The organism is Tardiphaga sp. 866_E4_N1_4 (genome assembly GCF_052076075.1).
GTDB classification, from domain to species: Bacteria; Pseudomonadota; Alphaproteobacteria; order Rhizobiales; family Xanthobacteraceae; genus Tardiphaga; species Tardiphaga robiniae.
Genome location: NZ_CP197242.1, coordinates 1,434,830 through 1,450,571, shown reverse-complemented (window position 1 = coordinate 1,450,571; position 15,742 = coordinate 1,434,830). Strand labels below are relative to the sequence as shown.

The following is a 15,742-nucleotide window of genomic DNA, read 5'->3' as shown; positions in this document are numbered from 1 at the left end:
GATTGGCGCCGCGCCATTTGGCGCGCACCTTGTTTCACCATTCATTAGCCACGTTACTGGCGCGATTGGTGCCGGATCGTCAGTTTGCATCGAATTGCAATGCTTTACGGTAATATCTGATTGAGATTCCGGATTGGGGACCGTCCGGACACGGTCCGTGCCGTTTGGTGCGGCCGTCTTGTGGGATCGGTAGAGAAGTGATGAGTGCGTTGCGTTCCATCGGTGTCGTGGTCACGACCTGTGCGCTGCTGCTGGGCTGTACGTCGGTCTACAACCTTCCCGCCAACGTGCCGCTGGCCGGCGCCTCCCTCGATCCCAATCTCGACGCCGTTTTCAAGGATGCTGCCGAGCAGGACGACCTGTTGATCGGATTTTCGTTCTCAGGCGGTGGCACGCGCGCTGCGGCGTTTTCGTTCGGTGTCCTGGAAGAACTGGGCAGCATCCGCATGCGCGGCGGATCCGACACCATGCTGGAGCGCATCGACTTTCTGTCCGGCGTTTCCGGCGGTTCGGTCACGGCGGCCTATTACGGTTTGAAGAAGCGCGCGGCGCTGTCGGACTTCCGTGAACGTTTCCTGCTGCAGAATGCCGAGGCCGGACTGACGACGCAGTTGTCGCTAGGTACTATCGGCCGTGCCTTGGGCGGTGGCATCAATGACTCCAAGGGCTTCACCAGTTGGCTCGACGCCAACCTGTTCCAGAATGCGACTTTCGGCAGCCTGCGAAATAGCGGTTCTCCACGGGTCTGGATCAACGCCTCGGATATCTATAACCGCGTGCCGTTTGTGTTCGACAACACGGCCTTCGCTGCGATCTGCAGCGATCTCAGCAAGTATCCGCTGTCGGGCGCCGTGGCTGCGTCGGCCGCGGTGCCGCTCGCCTTTGCGCCGGCCGTGGTGCAGGCCTTCCCCGGCACATGCAACGAGCCGCTACCGCCTTGGGTCGCGCGCGCAGCCGCGAACCGCAATGCGTCGCCGATGTTGAGTGCCTATTCCAAGGCAGTGATGCGTTACCGCGACGGCGCGGTGCCCTACATCAAGCTGATGGATGGCGGGCTGGTCGACAACTACGGCGTCTCTGCGCTGACCATCGTGCGCGAATCCTCCGAGACGCCCTATGGCCCGATGACACCGCAGCAGGCGGTCCGGCTGCGCCGCGGGATATTCATGGTGGTGGATTCCAAAGTCGGCCTCTCCGGCAACTGGATCAATACGGTGGAAGGGCCTGAAGGCGTCGATCTGATCAAGGCTGCGGTGGACACCACTATGGATGCGAGCATCGGCTCCAGCTACACCGCATTCGACCGAACCATGAAGGACTGGCAATCGTCGCTGATCAAGTGGCGCTGCGGCTTGTCGGCGGCAGAGCGAGTCCGCTATGGCGCGCGGCCCGGCTGGCGCTGTACCGATCTGCAGCTCTTCGTCGGCCGGCTTGGGTTCGATCAGCTAGATCCGGCGCGTGCCGCAGTGCTCGAAGCCGTTCCGACGCGTTTCCAGCTGCCGCAGGGACAGGTCGATGACTTGATCCTGGCCGGTCGCGAGACGTTGCGTGCCAGCTCCGTGTTCAGGGCCTTCGCTTCGGGGATATAGCCGGCCTCCTAACGGAATGCGACAAGCGGCTCGGACCCGCCCGTGCATTCCGGGATTGGATGTTACGCAGCGCGATCGAGATTAAGCGGGTGGCGATAGATTGCATCGCGAATATCGACCTTGCGTGGCAGCAGACCAAACCTGAAGAAAAGATCGGCTGCCTTCTGCTGCTCGGCGATGAACCTGTCGTCGACCTGATGGATGCCCCATGGGCGCTGTGCGATGTGCTTTTCCCATTCGGCGGCGTCGAGCGGCCCCCCGGCGACGCGTGCGAGGATCGCTGCAGCGTCCGCCGGATGCTGCGCAATCCAGCCATCCGTTTCGTGCAAGGCGCTCGCTGTGTCCGCAATAATGTTCGGATTATCATCGGCGAAATCGCGGCGTGCGAAGAACACCGACGGGTTGGTGACGAGATCGCGGGTGTTGGCGATGGCCCGGATCTCATCCGCGCCGCCACGAAGTCCTCCGCCTGAAACCCACGCATCGATGTCGCCAGCCAACAATGCCTGACGTGACTCCGGCTCGGTAAGATCAAGCGGCACAATATCGTTCCAGGTCAGGCCGGCACGGTCGAGCGCCGTTGCTAGCAGGGCCTGCAGCCACGAGCCGACACCGAGCGAGATCGTCTTGCCGGCGAGATCGGCAACCGTTTTCACCGGACTGTCCTTGCGAACATAGATGCCGCCGACTGCGCGCGCTTCTGATGCGGCGAAAGTAACGATCGGCACGCCTTTGGCCTGCGCGGCGATAGGCGGTGTCAGGCCGGTGCCGCCGATCTGGATCAGATTGGCGCCGACATATTCGACAGTGCGTGCGCCTGCCGCGATCTTCACCCATTCGACGCTTCCGCCGTGCGCCGAGATCCGTTTTTCGAGCAACCCGTTGTTGCTGAGCACAAGAAGAGACGGATTGTTGGCGTGGACGCCAATGCGAAGAACAAATGTCATTACATCTCTCCTGATAGCAGCGTGTTCATTTCAAACTACACTTCGATGCTCTTTTTCGGTCGTTCATCCATCGATGATGGTCTATCGAAGTTTCACAACGCGCTCGATTTACTTACAGGAGATGCCGATGACTGTAACGACGGAACGTTTGGCAACGTGTGAGTTTGAAAAATCATCCTCCGTCAATGAGCTCTGGTACACGCGTTGTCCTGTGCCGACGGCGTCCGGCATAGCGCTTGATCTAGGGCTGCTGCGCGATGAATTCGCGACGTCTGGAATCGTACTTCGATCGATCCGCGATTCCGAAGATCCGCGCATCAACATTTCGCATTTCGATCATTCGCTGCCCGGCCTGTTTCGCGAAGGCGGCAACATTCCCGCGATCTGGGCGCGCTCCGAAGGACGCGACACGGTAACCGTGGCGCTGACGTGGATAGATGAATACCAGGCCATCGTCGTTCGCGCGGATTCGGACATTCATTCTCTGGCCGACCTTCGCGGCAGAAGGATCGGTCTGCCGCGGCAGGATGGTCAACGCGTCGATTTCGCGCGCGCCATGTCGCTACGCGGCATCGAGACCGGTCTCGGGATTGCCGGGCTGCACCTCGCGGACAGCGAACTCGTCGATATCACCAGCGATCAGCCGACATTCGCCGTGGCGGCTGGCGTCGCCAATGGCCGCTTTCACGAGCTCGAAGCCGCCGCGCTCGCGCGCGGTGAGGTCGATGCCATTTATGTGAAGGGCGCGCCGGGGCTCGGAACCGTGGGGACGCATGGACTGCGGTCGCTGATCAATCTGGCGGAGCAGGACGATCCGTTGCTGCGCGTCAACAACGGCAATCCGCGGCCGGTGACGGTCGATCGGCGCACCGCGCTCGAGCGCCCGGATCTGGTGGCACGCTATCTCGCAGTGCTGTTGCGGGCGTCGCACTGGGCACAGGGGCATCCGGCCGAGGTGTTCGACATCATCGGCAAGGAGGTCGGGCGCTCGGCCGACGAGGCGCGCGCGGCCTATGGATCGGCCGCGCCGCGAAGTTTCGGGCTCGATCTCTCGGATGTGAGGAAACGGGGCCTGGCAAGCCAGAAGGATTTCCTGCTGCGCCACGGCTTCATCGTCAGGGATTTCGACGTGGCCGGCTGGATCAACCCGGAGCCGCTCGCGCTCGCGCATGAGCTGCTCAAGTAAGGCTGGGAGGTTACGATGGAGATCTATTGGTACCTGATCCCGCAAGATGGCCCGTATCCCTGGAACGCCAAGGGCCGGCGCCCGGTCGATCATGACTATCTCGCGCAGATCGCACGCGCGGTCGATCAGCTCGGCTATACGGGCGCGCTGCTGGCGACCGGTGGCGGCGAGCATGATGCCTGGGTTCTGGGCGCGTCGCTGATCCCGCTCACCAAGCGCATGAAGTTCATCATTGCCGTGCATCCGGGCATCGTCGCGCCGCTGATGCTGGCGCAGAAGGCGGCGACCTTCGACCAGTTTTCGGACGGCCGACTGATCCTCAACATGGTCACCGGCGAGCAGCACCAGATGCCGCCTTACGGCATCGAGCTCGCTCATGACGAACGCTACGCGCTCACCGACGAATACTGGGGCCTGTATCGCCGGCTGATGACGGGCGAGGTGGTCGATTTCCAGGGCAAGTACCTGAACCTGCGCAACGCCCAACTCAAATTGCCTGCGGTGCAGAAGCCGTATCCGCCACTGTTCTTCGGCGGTTCGTCGGAGCCCGCGCTGTCCGTCGCGGCGCGCCATGCCGACACCTACCTGACATGGGGCGAGCCGCCGCCCCAGGCTGCGGAGAAGATCAAGGTGGTGCGCGAGCGTGCCAGGGCGCTCGGTCGCAACGTGAAATTCGGCATCAGGATCAATCTGATCGTCCGTGAGACGAAGCAGGAAGCGTGGGATGCCGCGCAGTGGCTGCTCGATCGCATGGACGACACTGCGGTGCAGGGCGCCCAGGCGCGCAATGCCGCCTCCGACTCCGTCGGCCAGCGCCGGATGCGAGAGATTGTCGGCACGCGGAAGCCTAAACACGCGCAGGAGCTGGAGATCTATCCGGATATCTGGGCCGGCTTCGGACTGGTGCGGAACGGGCCGGGCACCGCCATCGTCGGAGATCCGGAAACGGTCGCGGCGCGCATCCTGGAATATCGCGATGTCGGTTTCGACACTTTCATCGTCTCTGGCCAGCCTCTGCTCGAGGAAACCTACCGCGTGGCGGACCTGCTGCTGCCGCTGCTTCCTTTCGATCGTGGTGACCGGCGACAAACGGCACATCCGATCGGTCCTTTCTTCAACGCTGCACGAGGTTGACGATGTTGCGCTCTACTTTCCTGCGGGCGGCTGTCGCCGCGTTTCTGATCGGGCTTGCCTCCACGTCAGCGAGCGTGGCCGCATCTCCGGCGACGCCGGTGACAGTCCGGCTCGGCTTCCTGCGCGGACCTGAACCGCTGTCGATCAGCCGCCTGCGCGGCACGCTGGAGAAGCGTCTGGCGGCCAGGAACGTCAAGGTTGCCTGGGTCGGGCCGTTCATCGCCTATGCGCCGGCGGCGGAAGCCTTGAATGCCAATGCGATCGACATCACGATCGGAAGTTCAAGCGCGGCAATCTCGTCGCTGGTCGGCACCGCACCGATTTCGCTCTTTGCCTATCAGTGGGATGCCGGGGATTCCTCGGGCATCGTGGTCAGGAACGGGTCGGACATCAAGACCGTCGCGGATCTCGCCGGCCGCTCGGTGGCGGTCAATCGTGGCGGCACCGGCGACTATCAACTGACCAAGGCCCTGGAAAAGGCGGGTGTGCCGTCCTCGGGGGTCAAGCGCGCTTTTCTCAGCCCGGTGGATTCCGCTGCAGCCTTCGCCAGCGGCCATGTGGACGCATGGTCGGCCTGGAGCATCTTCTTTCCGACCGCGCTGGTCGACGGGGATGCCCGCGTGATTGCGCAGGCGAGCGATTTCGGTTCGCAGAACGCTGTTGTCTATGTCGTGCGGACGCCGTTTGCCGCGGAGCATCCGGATATTCTGAAGGATGTCCTGGAGAATCTGCGGGAGTCGGCGCGGTGGGCTCAGCAGAATCGCGAGGAAGCCGCGCGCCTGTGGGTGCAGGAGCTGAAGCTCAGCCCCGCGGTCGCCACCCGGGTGGCAAATTACCGGAACGACGAACCCGTTCCGGTCGGCGAGAAGGAACTGGTGGCGCTGGAGAGCCTGAATGACTGGCTGGTGGGCAGCAAGCTGCTGCCGAAGCCTGCGGCAGTCAAGGATCACGTCATCGCCGTGGCCCGCTGACGCTCGAAAGACCGGCCCGGTCGTGCCGTGGCAATGCTGCGGGAACGCGCGAGGAGGGGTTTTCCCGCGCCTCGTGTCGCGGTAGAAACCGCTCCATGAACGCACCTGTCAAACCTTCGAAGCTCATCAAGGGCGCCACCGGCGACTGGGAAATGGTCATCGGTCTGGAGATCCACGCCCAGGTCAATTCTCAAGCCAAGCTGTTCTCCGGCTCGTCCACGGAGTTCGGGGGCGCGCCGAACAGCCACGTGTCGCTGGTCGATGCGGCCATGCCGGGCATGCTGCCGGTCATCAACGAGGAATGCGTCCGGCAGGCGGTGCGTACCGGCCTTGGTCTGAATGCCGTGATCAACCGGCGCTCGATCTTCGACCGCAAGAACTACTTCTATCCGGACTCGCCGCAGGGCTATCAGATCAGCCAGTACAAGTCGCCGATCGTCGGCGAGGGCGAGGTCACCGTCGAACTGTCCGATGGCGAGACCATCACCATCGGCATCGAGCGGCTGCATCTGGAGCAGGATGCCGGCAAGCTGGTGCATGACCAGAGCCCGACCAATACCTTCGTCGACCTCAACCGCTGCGGCGTGGCGCTGATGGAGATCGTCTCCAAGCCGGACATGCGCTCAAGCGAACAGGCGCAGGCCTATGTGTCGAAGCTGCGCACCATCCTGCGCTATCTCGGCACCTGCGACGGCGATATGGAGAAGGGCAACCTGCGCGCCGACTGCAACGTCTCGGTTCGCAAGCCAGGCGATCCCTATGGCACCCGCTGCGAGATCAAGAACGTCAACTCGATCCGCTTCATCGGCCAGGCCATCGACTATGAAGCCCGGCGCCAGATCGGAATCCTCGAGGACGGCGGGGCGATCGAACAGGAGACCCGGCTCTACGACCCCAACAAGGGCGAGACGCGCTCGATGCGCTCCAAGGAAGAGGCGCATGACTACCGCTATTTCCCGGATCCTGACCTGCTGCCGCTGGAATTCAGCGAAGACTATGTCGCTGAACTGAAGGCCGGGCTGCCGGAACTACCGGACGAGAAGAAGGCACGCTTCATCAGCGCCTTCGGCCTGTCCCCCTATGACGCCAGCGTGCTCGTCACCGAGCGCGAGAGCGCCGAGTTCTTCGAGACGACCCTGGATGGTCTCGCCAACAAGGCGCGTGACGGCAAGCTGGCCGCCAACTGGGTGATCAACGAGCTGTTCGGCCGTCTCAACAAGGAAGGTCAGGACATCACGTCCTCCCCGGTGTCGGCTGTACAGATGTCCGCCATCGTCGATCTGATCGGCGAGGGCGTGATCTCCGGCAAGATCGCCAAGGACCTGTTCGAGATCGTCTGGACCGAGGGCGGCGACCCGCGCGCGCTCGTCGAAGAACGCGGCATGAAGCAGGTGACGGACACCGGCGCGATCGAGAAGGTGGTCGACGACATCATCGCAGCCAATCCCGACAAGGTCGCACAGGCGCAGGCCAAGCCGGCGCTGATGGGCTGGTTCGTCGGCCAGGTGATGAAATCATCTGGCGGCAAAGCCAATCCGCAGGTCGTCAACGACATCCTCAAGAGCAAACTCGGGATCTGACAATTACCCTTTCGATGACCGCGGCGCCGCCTTGAGCGGCGCCGTTTTCGTTTCAGCGGACCGCGTTGGCGCGTCGTAACGTGGGCGATGAACGGTCGCGCGCGCGATATTAGATCGCGAATCGGCATGCCGTCAGTCGACAGAAAGTGCGGTTGTGGCCAGCACCGATAAGTCGCGAACGCGTTTTCCCGAAAAATATTTTCATTGCCAAAAATACCGACTCAGAGTCCGCAGCACCTGTTTTGAGTGCCTCGACTCACGTCTGGGAGCGGCAAAAGTTTGTGTAGTTGTTTGGTAGTACGAATCGCGGGCGCTCGGAAAAAATAAGCACTTTCTGCAATCTTGACATTTGTGGACGCAGCGTTTCCGGGCGTTTCTCGCGCCGCCCCGCATGCCGGATTTCAAGTTGTGACTGAGCCCGTGGGGGAAGTGGCGCGTTGCGCTCATCAACACTTCCTTAAGCGAGAGACTGTTCTTTTGAAATCGTTGGTGTATTCGGGATGAAGTGCATTTCGATTCCCGAGTGCACGCAGCGATCAAGTCATCTCTTTATGGAGGGCAACATGGCCAAGAAAGCTACGAAGAAGGCAGTCAAGAAGACCGTCAAGAAGGCAGCGAAGAGCGCTGTGAAGAAGACCGCGAAGAAGACCAAGAAGGTCGCCAAGAAGAAGTAACTTCTTCTGCCACGATCGACGCCGGTGGCAACGCCGGCGACGTCACGAGAGCCTCGACGACAATTTGCTTCTCGAAGCGGATATTGATCGCAGCTCTGGTCGACGAAAGAGGGTGTCGGCGAGACATCAGGTCAAACGGCTGGACCGTCACTCCGGGGCAGGGCTTGCTCTTCCCGCGAGCCGGTCCGGCAAAGAAGCCGGTCATTCCGTGATTGGCGTTCTTTATTCGGTGCGGATCATTGGTCCGCAGTTTCATCGGTGGCTCCGGCCACATGAGATATGATCCTGACGTGTTGCCGACGCCCTCGTTTTTGCCGGTGCGGTTCATCCCCGGCGCTTTGAATGTCCCGATCCCGAATAGCTTTTGATCTGCTCGCTGTGACGTATCTCGCATTGGCGTCGTCGCATGCGCGGAGCAGGCCTTTTAATATCCCTGGTCGCCGACGCTGCCGAGATGGTTACGGCATCCCCAAACAGCAGGGTAAACCGAATTCCGCGAAAATGCAGAAAACCCGCATAAATGCTGGGTTTTTGGCGGCGTATGAGCCGGTTTCGGCTTCGGCTCTTCAGATTTCGTTCATCCCGATACTTAAACTGCTCTTCAAATTTGATCGGTCATATTGATCCCAACAAGCCGGCAAACGGCGGTTGGGATTGCATCAAATAACGGACAGGAGCCGCGCTCGGTTGGGGGCGGCAAAACTAAAAAAAGGAATGACCGATGTTTCAGGGGCAGATCGATTTTGAAGCTGCGATGCCGATCGCAGAGACCGCCATCCAGGACGTGCTGTTCGAGCGCGGTCTGTACTGGGCGTCGGGTCGCTCGGGGATCGTTGACCTCGTCGCCGCCCACAAGTGGTTCAACCTCGCTGCCCTCAAGGGCCGGGTCGACGCCATCCCGATGCGCCGCGAAGTCGCCGAGATGATGTCGGATGTCGAAATCGCTGCCGCGCAGCGCGATGCCCGCGCCTGGTTGTCGACGGTTCACTAAGCCGACTGCGTGTTTTCGCGGTGGTTCGGCAGGCGCGATGCCCACCGGGGCAGGGTGATGAGCCGCTACTTCTTGACGATGGTGAAGATGCCGTCGGTCTCCGGCTCCGCCACATAGCGGTTGTCCGGCGTCGAGAACTGGATGCGCAGTTTGCGGGTCGCGTCGGCAAAGCCGATCGTCCAACCCTCATAGAGCCGCCACGCCGCGATTTCGTCCATGACGGGGAAAGTCCTGGCGCAGTCCTTGGCCACGTCGATCTGTGAGCCGCCGATGGTGCTTTCGCTCTTCAAAACCACGCGGCAGCGTTTCCTGCCCTTGGCGTCCTGGAGTTCCCAGGTCCCGTAGATATCCCTGAGCAGCGCCGGATCGACCTCCTTGAGATCCATCAGCTTGAGGGGCTGCCCCGAGGCGGCAGATGCGATCGCCATCGCGGCGGCCATCACGGCAGCCCATTTCATATCGCGCACTCCCCTCGCATGTTTCCAAATGTACCGTAGCCACGTCACGGCCTTGTTACGAGCATCGCGGTTGTAACGGGCATGTGCGCCCCAATGTCTGTCTCGTCGCTTGCACAGCGAGGCCGGGAGGCCGCGCAACAAAAAGGACAATGCCATGTCGACGAAGAAACTTACGCTCCCATCGATCATCCGCGCCAGCGGCCTTGCGAGTCTGGTGGTTATTGCCGTTGGCGCAGCCCAGCCTGCAGTTGCTGCATCGGCGCCCGCATATCTGCAATCGATCAACGCGTCCGCTGTTGTCACATCCACCGATATCAGTGCGGCACGCAAGAACCGGCAGGTGAGGCGCACATCTCCGCGTGATGCCTATGGCAGCTATGTCGGCGGGGCAGGCGGGGTATCGCAGTCCTATCCCGGCTACGGCTATGGCGTTGGAGACAATTCGCGGAACCAGACTTGGTAGATCCGTTATCTAGGATGTGACGCCACGGCGGCGACCGCGAGCGTCGTCCGGGGAGGGTGCGTGCTGTCGTGGCAGGTGATGGCGGATTCGTACCCGGCTTCGTCTATCATAATCATGTCTCGCAGCGAGGACGGCGGATGTCAGACCTGAATCCAAAAAGCTTAGGCCGACTTGCTTTGGGCGGCTTCTTTGTTGCCTTTGCTGACGTCGAAATGAGAATTGGAGAAGTACTGAAATCTCTGCTCAAGGCTGAGGGGCCGCATCAGGATTTTATACTTGCAGCGATCGGAAATTTCGCCGCCAAGACCAATGCTATTAAAGCGGGTCTTGATAATGCGACTTCGTATGGCAGCCAGCCGGGCACTCAGGACAGACCCAAACTAGAGCAACCCGTTGTCGAGATGGCTAGGAAGGCAATGAGCAAGGCTCTGGCACTGAACGAAATGCGGGTAAAACTCGCACACGGCCATCTCGCGCAAATGGATGATGGCTCATTTGTCGTAACCCACCTGAAGATTCAGGATGGCCGACAAAGAAGGACCCTTACGAATTTTCGGTCCAAGCTTTGGAGGATAAATGCACGGAGCTGGAAGGTCTGGCCCGGGACATTGCCGAGATCAGGAGGCGGCTTGCCTCCACGGTCATCTTGTTTCCGGCAATTCGGCTCAATCTCTCCACAGGACGGCTACGAGGCGTTGCTAGCGTCGGCTCAGCCGAGCCGTTTGGGCTACTCTAATCGCGCGCGTTTGGGGCACGTCTTGGGGCAGAATCCAATCGACGAGCCTAAATCAATGATTTCAGATAGTTGCAGGAAGTAATGGCGGAGCCGGAGGGATTCGAACCCTCGATACCCTTGAGAGGTATGCCGCTTTAGCAAAGCGGTGCCTTCAGCCACTCGGCCACAGCTCCATCATTGCTGCATATGCCCGACACCGTCGCGAGCCGCAAGCGCCAGATCGCAGTCTTCAGCGCATGTTCGCAGAAATCGGACACGTCCGATGTGGATGTGTCTTTATAATCTTCCGATGCCGAGCCGGCCTGTGGTGCATTTGCCTTTGGGAAATAGGCCCCGGGGCCGTCTATCGATTGTCATCCACCGTTCCGCACTTGCCGGAGTTTATCGCCCCGGCAGATACGAGACGATTCGGCGATGGACCAGGAAAGCCGGTCAGATACATCGAATGCGAGTGTGGATGTGTTGCTACTCGTTACGGGATGAGTCGGTGCCTCGAAATGTGGCGCTTGAAATTCTGATGTTGAAACAATTGCTTGCGAAGAATGCCCATTCACGAGTCCGTGTGATTTAAGCAACACAGCCCGGGAAACGGCCGAATGGAGGCCGCTTTGAGGCGTTCCATTGTTGCGGAGCGAGAAACCTTAGGAGATGGTCTCGGTGCGACGGAGGGGGGCATCCCGAGGTCGTCCCGTAAGGTGGTTCGTCCTGAACCTCGTCGGCACACTTGTGCGACGGGTTTTGCGATTCGGAGCGTTTGCGGGTTGTCAGGGATTAAGGGGACTTGTCTTCAGGGTGGCCTCCACCCCGTTGCAGAACCTTCCCTAAAGCAACTTGGAGGTTTACATGAAGACGATTAAGGGCCTTATTCTCGGCTCGACGGCAGCTCTGCTCGCCGTTGGCGGAGCTCAGGCAGCCGATCTTCCCGTCAAGGCCAAAGCGGTCGAATACGTGAAGATCTGCTCCCTCTACGGCGCGGGTTTCTACTACATCCCGGGCACCGACACCTGCATCAAGATCGGCGGCGCGATCCGTTTGGACACCTCGTTCAACGCCGCAGCTTACGACACCCCGTTCTGGCAGGGTGGCGCTGGTGGCAATAATCTTTGGACCAAGGATTATTTCATCACCCGCGAACGTATCAACCTGACCACCGATACCCGCACTGCCACCGAATACGGTGTCCTTCGTACCTACGCGAACATGCAGTTCGACTTCTCGCAGAACCGTGAATCGATCGCTGGCGGCTTCACCGAAGTCGACTACGCCTTCATCCAGTTCGCCGGCTTCACCTTCGGTAAGGCCGTCTCGCAGTTCGACCCGCAGTGGGCCCTCAACAAGCCTTACATTTCGTCGGGCTTCATGGCTGGTTCGAACAACACGACCGGTATCGCGCAGATCGCCTACACCGCTTCGTTCGGTAACGGCGTGTCGGGCACGATCTCGCTCGAAAACGCTTCGGCCTACCGTAACGCCGGCCTCTGGAATACCAATTCCTTCATCACGGGACCGGGCGCGAGCACGTTCACGGGTGCGTTCTACGGCACGACCTCGAACACGTTCCTGGGCAATGCCTACGGCGGCAACCACATTCCTGACGTCGTCGGCAATATCCGCCTCGACCAGGCTTGGGGCACGCTGCACTTCGGCGCTGCGATGCACGCTGCTACCCCGGGCTTCTACGGCACGACCGAAGCTACCGGTCATGCTGACGACAAGTACGGTTTCGCAGTCAACGGAGCGGTTGAATTCAAGAACCTGCCCACCGGCGCAGGCGACACTCTGAAGCTCGAAGCAACCTACGCTAAGGGCGCAGCGAAGTACGCAATCGCTGGCGGCACCACCGACACCTCGGGCGGCGGTCGTTTCGCGAAAGTCGACGGCAACACCATCGGCTTCGGCTACGTTCTCGATGGCGTCTACACCACCAATGGCCAGATCATCCAGAGCGAAGCCTGGTCGGTCGCTGGCTTTTACGAGCATTACTGGAACCCGGCATGGCGCACGTCGCTGTTCGGCAGCTACAGCAGCATCTCCTATGGTGACGGCAATGCTCTGATGCTCGCCGCATTCCAGGGCCTCACCACGGGTGGCCCGGGCACCAGCAGCTCGACGGCTGCAGCATCTCGCGCTGGTACCTTCGCCGGCACGGGCAACTTCGACTTCGCCGTGGCCCAGATCGGTACCCGTACCGCCTGGACCCCCGTCAAGAACCTGACCCTGTCGGCTGAATTCACCTACAGCCGCCTCGAGCAGAACCTGAACGGCACCTACACCGTGACGAGCATGTCCGGCAAGCCGGCCGGCACGCTTCTGAACACGAGCAACCAGAACCTCTACAACGGTTCGGTGCAGATCCTGCGCTCGTTCTAATATCGACTGCCTCACGGCAATCGCTATCTGAAACAAAGACCCCCGGCAGGAAACTGCCGGGGGTTTTTGCTTACGTGATTGATCGCTATGCCGAGGCGCAGGAGGGGTTTCGCTTCGACGCTTACGCGTCTGCGGTCTACCCATCCGACATATTCGCACTGTCCTGGTTGACGCTATTCGACGCTGCTGCTGGCACCGCGATGCAGATCGGCCTCGATCTGCAGCCGTGAGCCACCGCCGAAGCGGGCGCGATAAACCTGCAGATTTTCCATAATGCGCTGGACGTAGTTGCGCGTTTCCGAGAACGGAATCGACTCGACCCAGTCGACCGGATCGACCTTGGGGTCACGTGGATCACCGTAGCGTTCGATCCATTTGCGCACGCTACCGCGGCCGGCGTTGTAGCCGGCAAAGGTCATGATGTAGGAGCCGCGATAGTCTTCGAGCAGGCCACCGAGTTCGGCGGCGCCCAGCGTCGCATTGTAGACCGAATCGCCCTTGAGGCGTGAGAGGTCATAGGTGCCGCCGTGCCGCTTGGTGACGTATTGCGCCGCGCTCGGCGTCACCTGCATCAGACCATAGGCCTGGGCCGGCGACACGACGGCCGGATTGAAGGCGCTTTCCTGCCGTGCGATCGCATAGACCACGGCAGACTCGACTTCGGGCCCGATCGGGCGGTAGCTCGGAATACCCGTCGTCGGATAGGCATAGTGATCGAACGGCAGGCCGCGATTGAGCGCCGCCTTGCCGACCAGCAATGTGCCGCGGGCATCCTTGTTCTGTTGCGCCAGTTCAGCAAGGCCGAGCACCGCTTCTGGATCGCCGTTCTCGCCGACGTCGGCGAAGATCGGGATGGCGACTTCGCGCTCGTCCATAGCGTAGAGCAGTTGCACCGCGCGGACGATTTCCAGTCGATCGAGCCCGCGCGCGCGGGCGGTCAACGCGCCGCTGATATCAAGCTGCTGCAGGCCAAGCTTGGCGCGCGCGAGCTGGCCGTAATAGCTGGTGGATTGCTCTGCTGCGCGCGTGTAGGCGGCACGCGCTTCCTGGCTGCGGCCTGCGGCTTCCGCAGCACGGCCCTGCCAGTATCCGGCGCGGGCGAGAGCTGTCGGATTGACGCTGCCGACGCCGATACGTGCGAAGTGCTGAGCGGCAGTTGCGGGATCTTTCAGGAAGCGCAGCGCGATCCAGCCGGCAGTGAACTCCTGCTCGGTCTTGTAGATGTCGCGCGCCGGCAGGGCAGCATCGCGTGCCACGAGATAGGCAGAGCGATGTTCGCCGACGTCGAGTAACTTGCGCGCCGTGAGACGTCGCTCGATCCACCATTCGTCGAGATTGTGCAGGCGCTGCGGTTCGCGCGGCGCTGCAATCATCAGCCGCGCTGCTTCGCCGAATTTCTCCTCGCGGCGCAGCTGCTGAATGTGGCTGAAGATGTAGCCGGGGTCGCTATGCAGCTCGGACGGCACTGCAGCGAGCAGCGCGTTGGCGTTCGATGCCTTCTTGGTGACGGCGATGCGCGCCCGCGCGAGCGCCATCTGCGCGCCGCCGAGGCGCTTGGCAGAGCGCAGCGCAGCATCTGAATCGCTGCCATAGAGCAGCATGTCCATGCGCGCCTTGTGATCGCCGGGTGTGATCAGCGGACCGAACATGTCGATGGCCATGTTCTCGGTATCGCCCGATAACGGATCGCTGCGCCATGCATCACGGATCAGCCGCTCCGCGCCGGCACGGTCGCCGCGTGCGAGCAGCGACTTGGCGAGCGCGAATTTGCCCTTGGCGGAAATCGGCTTCTCGCTCTCGAAATAGGACTGGATTGCGGAGTCGTCGCGCTTGTCGTCCCACAGCGCCGCTTCGATGCGGCGTCGCAGGAAGGTCTGCGACGGCCAGCTCGGATTGGCGGCGACGAAAGCGCGGTAGCGCTCGACCGAAGCGCCATTGTCATCGCTGCGCAGATAGATCCATTCGCCGAGCTTGCGCGCCACCGGATCGCCAATCGTCTGCACGACCTGCGCGGCTTCCGACCCCTTGCGCTTGCGGATCAGCTCGATGACGTTTTCGAGCGTTTCGGCATCCGCCTGTGGGGTGGATGTCGTCGCCGCGACGGCAGCGCGGGCGACCGGCTTCTTGGCAGCCGGCGGAAGCGCCGCGTGCTGGCGGGTGGCGGGCTGGATCGCGGGAGACGGGCTCGCAGCATCCGGCGCGAGCGGCTTCGCCGGGGTCGCCACGGCCGTGGGGGCCTGTGCGGCACTGCGCGCAATGGGGCGCGCTTTCGGCAATGGAACCTTGGTGGCCGCCCAGGCCTCGACGGCCAGCACCGATACTCCGACCGCCAGCGCCAGACCGGAGCCCAAGGCTGTCCGTTGCAAGGCCGTCCGCCGCGCAGTCGAGGTGAGGAGCAGGTGCTTCACGGCGTTCCCTCGCGGCGAATCAGACAATCGCACGCATTCCCATGATGTATTTGATTGAAACGGTGACCAAATCGTCAATTTCTGTAACCGCTTGCTCCTCTCTGCCCGGCCACGGCGGCGAAATCACGGCCAAACAGCCGGTAAACCGCGCTGAAACCGCTTCGGGCGGTCTTTCGCCGCAGCCACAGACTCGGTAAGACTTGCTGTTCAATCAATCGGTTCAAGCAGACGGCTA

The 15,742-nt window shown here is 61.5% G+C and carries 12 protein-coding genes and 1 tRNA gene; 9 read left to right on the top strand and 4 right to left on the bottom strand.

Annotated elements, in window-relative coordinates; all coding sequences use genetic code 11:
- Nucleotides 1-200 precede the first annotated feature (200 nt).
- Complete coding sequence (locus AB8B20_RS07205; RefSeq protein WP_439072130.1) at nucleotides 201-1,589, top strand: patatin-like phospholipase family protein; 1,389 nt, start codon at nucleotides 201-203, stop codon at nucleotides 1,587-1,589.
- A 62-nt stretch (nucleotides 1,590-1,651) separates the two neighbouring features.
- On the opposite strand, the gene AB8B20_RS07200 is transcribed toward AB8B20_RS07205, so the two are convergent.
- Nucleotides 1,652-2,536 carry an aliphatic sulfonate ABC transporter substrate-binding protein gene (locus AB8B20_RS07200; RefSeq protein ID WP_439072129.1) on the bottom strand — a complete coding sequence of 295 codons (885 nt, stop codon included), beginning with the start codon at nucleotides 2,534-2,536 and terminating at the stop codon, nucleotides 1,652-1,654.
- 127 nt (nucleotides 2,537-2,663) lie between these two features.
- On the opposite strand from AB8B20_RS07200, the gene AB8B20_RS07195 reads away from it, so the two are divergent.
- The 5 genes from AB8B20_RS07195 (at nucleotide 2,664) to AB8B20_RS07175 (ending at nucleotide 9,072) form a co-directional block, all read left to right on the top strand.
- Nucleotides 2,664-3,722 (top strand): ABC transporter substrate-binding protein, encoded by a 1,059-nt coding sequence (locus tag AB8B20_RS07195; protein ID WP_439072128.1) that lies wholly within the window; start codon nucleotides 2,664-2,666, stop codon nucleotides 3,720-3,722.
- Between the two features lie 15 nt (nucleotides 3,723-3,737).
- Nucleotides 3,738-4,856, top strand: a complete 1,119-nt coding sequence (locus AB8B20_RS07190; protein WP_093761370.1) for an LLM class flavin-dependent oxidoreductase — start codon at nucleotides 3,738-3,740, stop codon at nucleotides 4,854-4,856.
- A 2-nt stretch (nucleotides 4,857-4,858) separates the two neighbouring features.
- On the top strand, nucleotides 4,859-5,827 hold the full coding sequence (locus tag AB8B20_RS07185; RefSeq protein WP_439072127.1) for an aliphatic sulfonate ABC transporter substrate-binding protein: 969 nt from the start codon (nucleotides 4,859-4,861) through the stop codon (nucleotides 5,825-5,827).
- 95 nt (nucleotides 5,828-5,922) lie between these two features.
- Complete coding sequence (gatB, locus tag AB8B20_RS07180) at nucleotides 5,923-7,407, top strand: Asp-tRNA(Asn)/Glu-tRNA(Gln) amidotransferase subunit GatB (RefSeq protein WP_439072126.1); 1,485 nt, start codon at nucleotides 5,923-5,925, stop codon at nucleotides 7,405-7,407.
- A 1,395-nt stretch (nucleotides 7,408-8,802) separates the two neighbouring features.
- Complete coding sequence (locus AB8B20_RS07175; RefSeq protein ID WP_068732448.1) at nucleotides 8,803-9,072, top strand: hypothetical protein; 270 nt, start codon at nucleotides 8,803-8,805, stop codon at nucleotides 9,070-9,072.
- Nucleotides 9,073-9,137: 65 nt separating this feature from the next.
- On the opposite strand, the gene AB8B20_RS07170 is transcribed toward AB8B20_RS07175, so the two are convergent.
- Entirely contained in the window at nucleotides 9,138-9,530 is a 393-nt protein-coding gene (locus AB8B20_RS07170) for an AprI/Inh family metalloprotease inhibitor (RefSeq protein WP_439072125.1), read from the bottom strand.
- A 154-nt stretch (nucleotides 9,531-9,684) separates the two neighbouring features.
- On the opposite strand from AB8B20_RS07170, the gene AB8B20_RS07165 reads away from it, so the two are divergent.
- The gene (locus tag AB8B20_RS07165) at nucleotides 9,685-9,993 is read left to right on the top strand and encodes a hypothetical protein (protein ID WP_439072124.1); all 309 of its coding nucleotides are present in this window, start codon (nucleotides 9,685-9,687) and stop codon (nucleotides 9,991-9,993) included.
- Between the two features lie 137 nt (nucleotides 9,994-10,130).
- Complete coding sequence (locus tag AB8B20_RS07160) at nucleotides 10,131-10,811, top strand: hypothetical protein (RefSeq protein ID WP_439072123.1); 681 nt, start codon at nucleotides 10,131-10,133, stop codon at nucleotides 10,809-10,811.
- On the opposite strand, the gene AB8B20_RS07155 is transcribed toward AB8B20_RS07160, so the two are convergent.
- Nucleotides 10,812-10,902 (bottom strand) — tRNA-Ser (locus AB8B20_RS07155).
- 670 nt (nucleotides 10,903-11,572) lie between these two features.
- Between AB8B20_RS07155 and AB8B20_RS07150 the strand changes: the two genes are divergently transcribed.
- Nucleotides 11,573-13,099 (top strand): porin, encoded by a 1,527-nt coding sequence (locus AB8B20_RS07150; RefSeq protein WP_439072122.1) that lies wholly within the window; start codon nucleotides 11,573-11,575, stop codon nucleotides 13,097-13,099.
- A 173-nt stretch (nucleotides 13,100-13,272) separates the two neighbouring features.
- On the opposite strand, the gene AB8B20_RS07145 is transcribed toward AB8B20_RS07150, so the two are convergent.
- Entirely contained in the window at nucleotides 13,273-15,432 is a 2,160-nt protein-coding gene (locus AB8B20_RS07145; RefSeq protein WP_439073039.1) for a transglycosylase SLT domain-containing protein, read from the bottom strand.
- Between the last annotated feature and the right edge of the window lie 310 nt (nucleotides 15,433-15,742).

Excerpts from the sequence above, each read along its gene's own strand:
- AB8B20_RS07205 (WP_439072130.1), top strand. The coding sequence starts at position 201 with ATGAGTGCGTTGCGTTCCATCGGTGTCGTGGTCACGACCTGTGCGCTG.
- AB8B20_RS07200 (WP_439072129.1), bottom strand. The coding sequence starts at position 2,536 with ATGACATTTGTTCTTCGCATTGGCGTCCACGCCAACAATCCGTCTCTT.
- AB8B20_RS07195 (WP_439072128.1), top strand. The coding sequence starts at position 2,664 with ATGACTGTAACGACGGAACGTTTGGCAACGTGTGAGTTTGAAAAATCA.
- AB8B20_RS07190 (WP_093761370.1), top strand. The coding sequence starts at position 3,738 with ATGGAGATCTATTGGTACCTGATCCCGCAAGATGGCCCGTATCCCTGG.
- AB8B20_RS07185 (WP_439072127.1), top strand. The coding sequence starts at position 4,859 with ATGTTGCGCTCTACTTTCCTGCGGGCGGCTGTCGCCGCGTTTCTGATC.
- gatB (WP_439072126.1), top strand. The coding sequence starts at position 5,923 with ATGAACGCACCTGTCAAACCTTCGAAGCTCATCAAGGGCGCCACCGGC.
- AB8B20_RS07175 (WP_068732448.1), top strand. The coding sequence starts at position 8,803 with ATGTTTCAGGGGCAGATCGATTTTGAAGCTGCGATGCCGATCGCAGAG.
- AB8B20_RS07170 (WP_439072125.1), bottom strand. The coding sequence starts at position 9,530 with ATGAAATGGGCTGCCGTGATGGCCGCCGCGATGGCGATCGCATCTGCC.
- AB8B20_RS07165 (WP_439072124.1), top strand. The coding sequence starts at position 9,685 with ATGTCGACGAAGAAACTTACGCTCCCATCGATCATCCGCGCCAGCGGC.
- AB8B20_RS07160 (WP_439072123.1), top strand. The coding sequence starts at position 10,131 with ATGTCAGACCTGAATCCAAAAAGCTTAGGCCGACTTGCTTTGGGCGGC.
- AB8B20_RS07150 (WP_439072122.1), top strand. The coding sequence starts at position 11,573 with ATGAAGACGATTAAGGGCCTTATTCTCGGCTCGACGGCAGCTCTGCTC.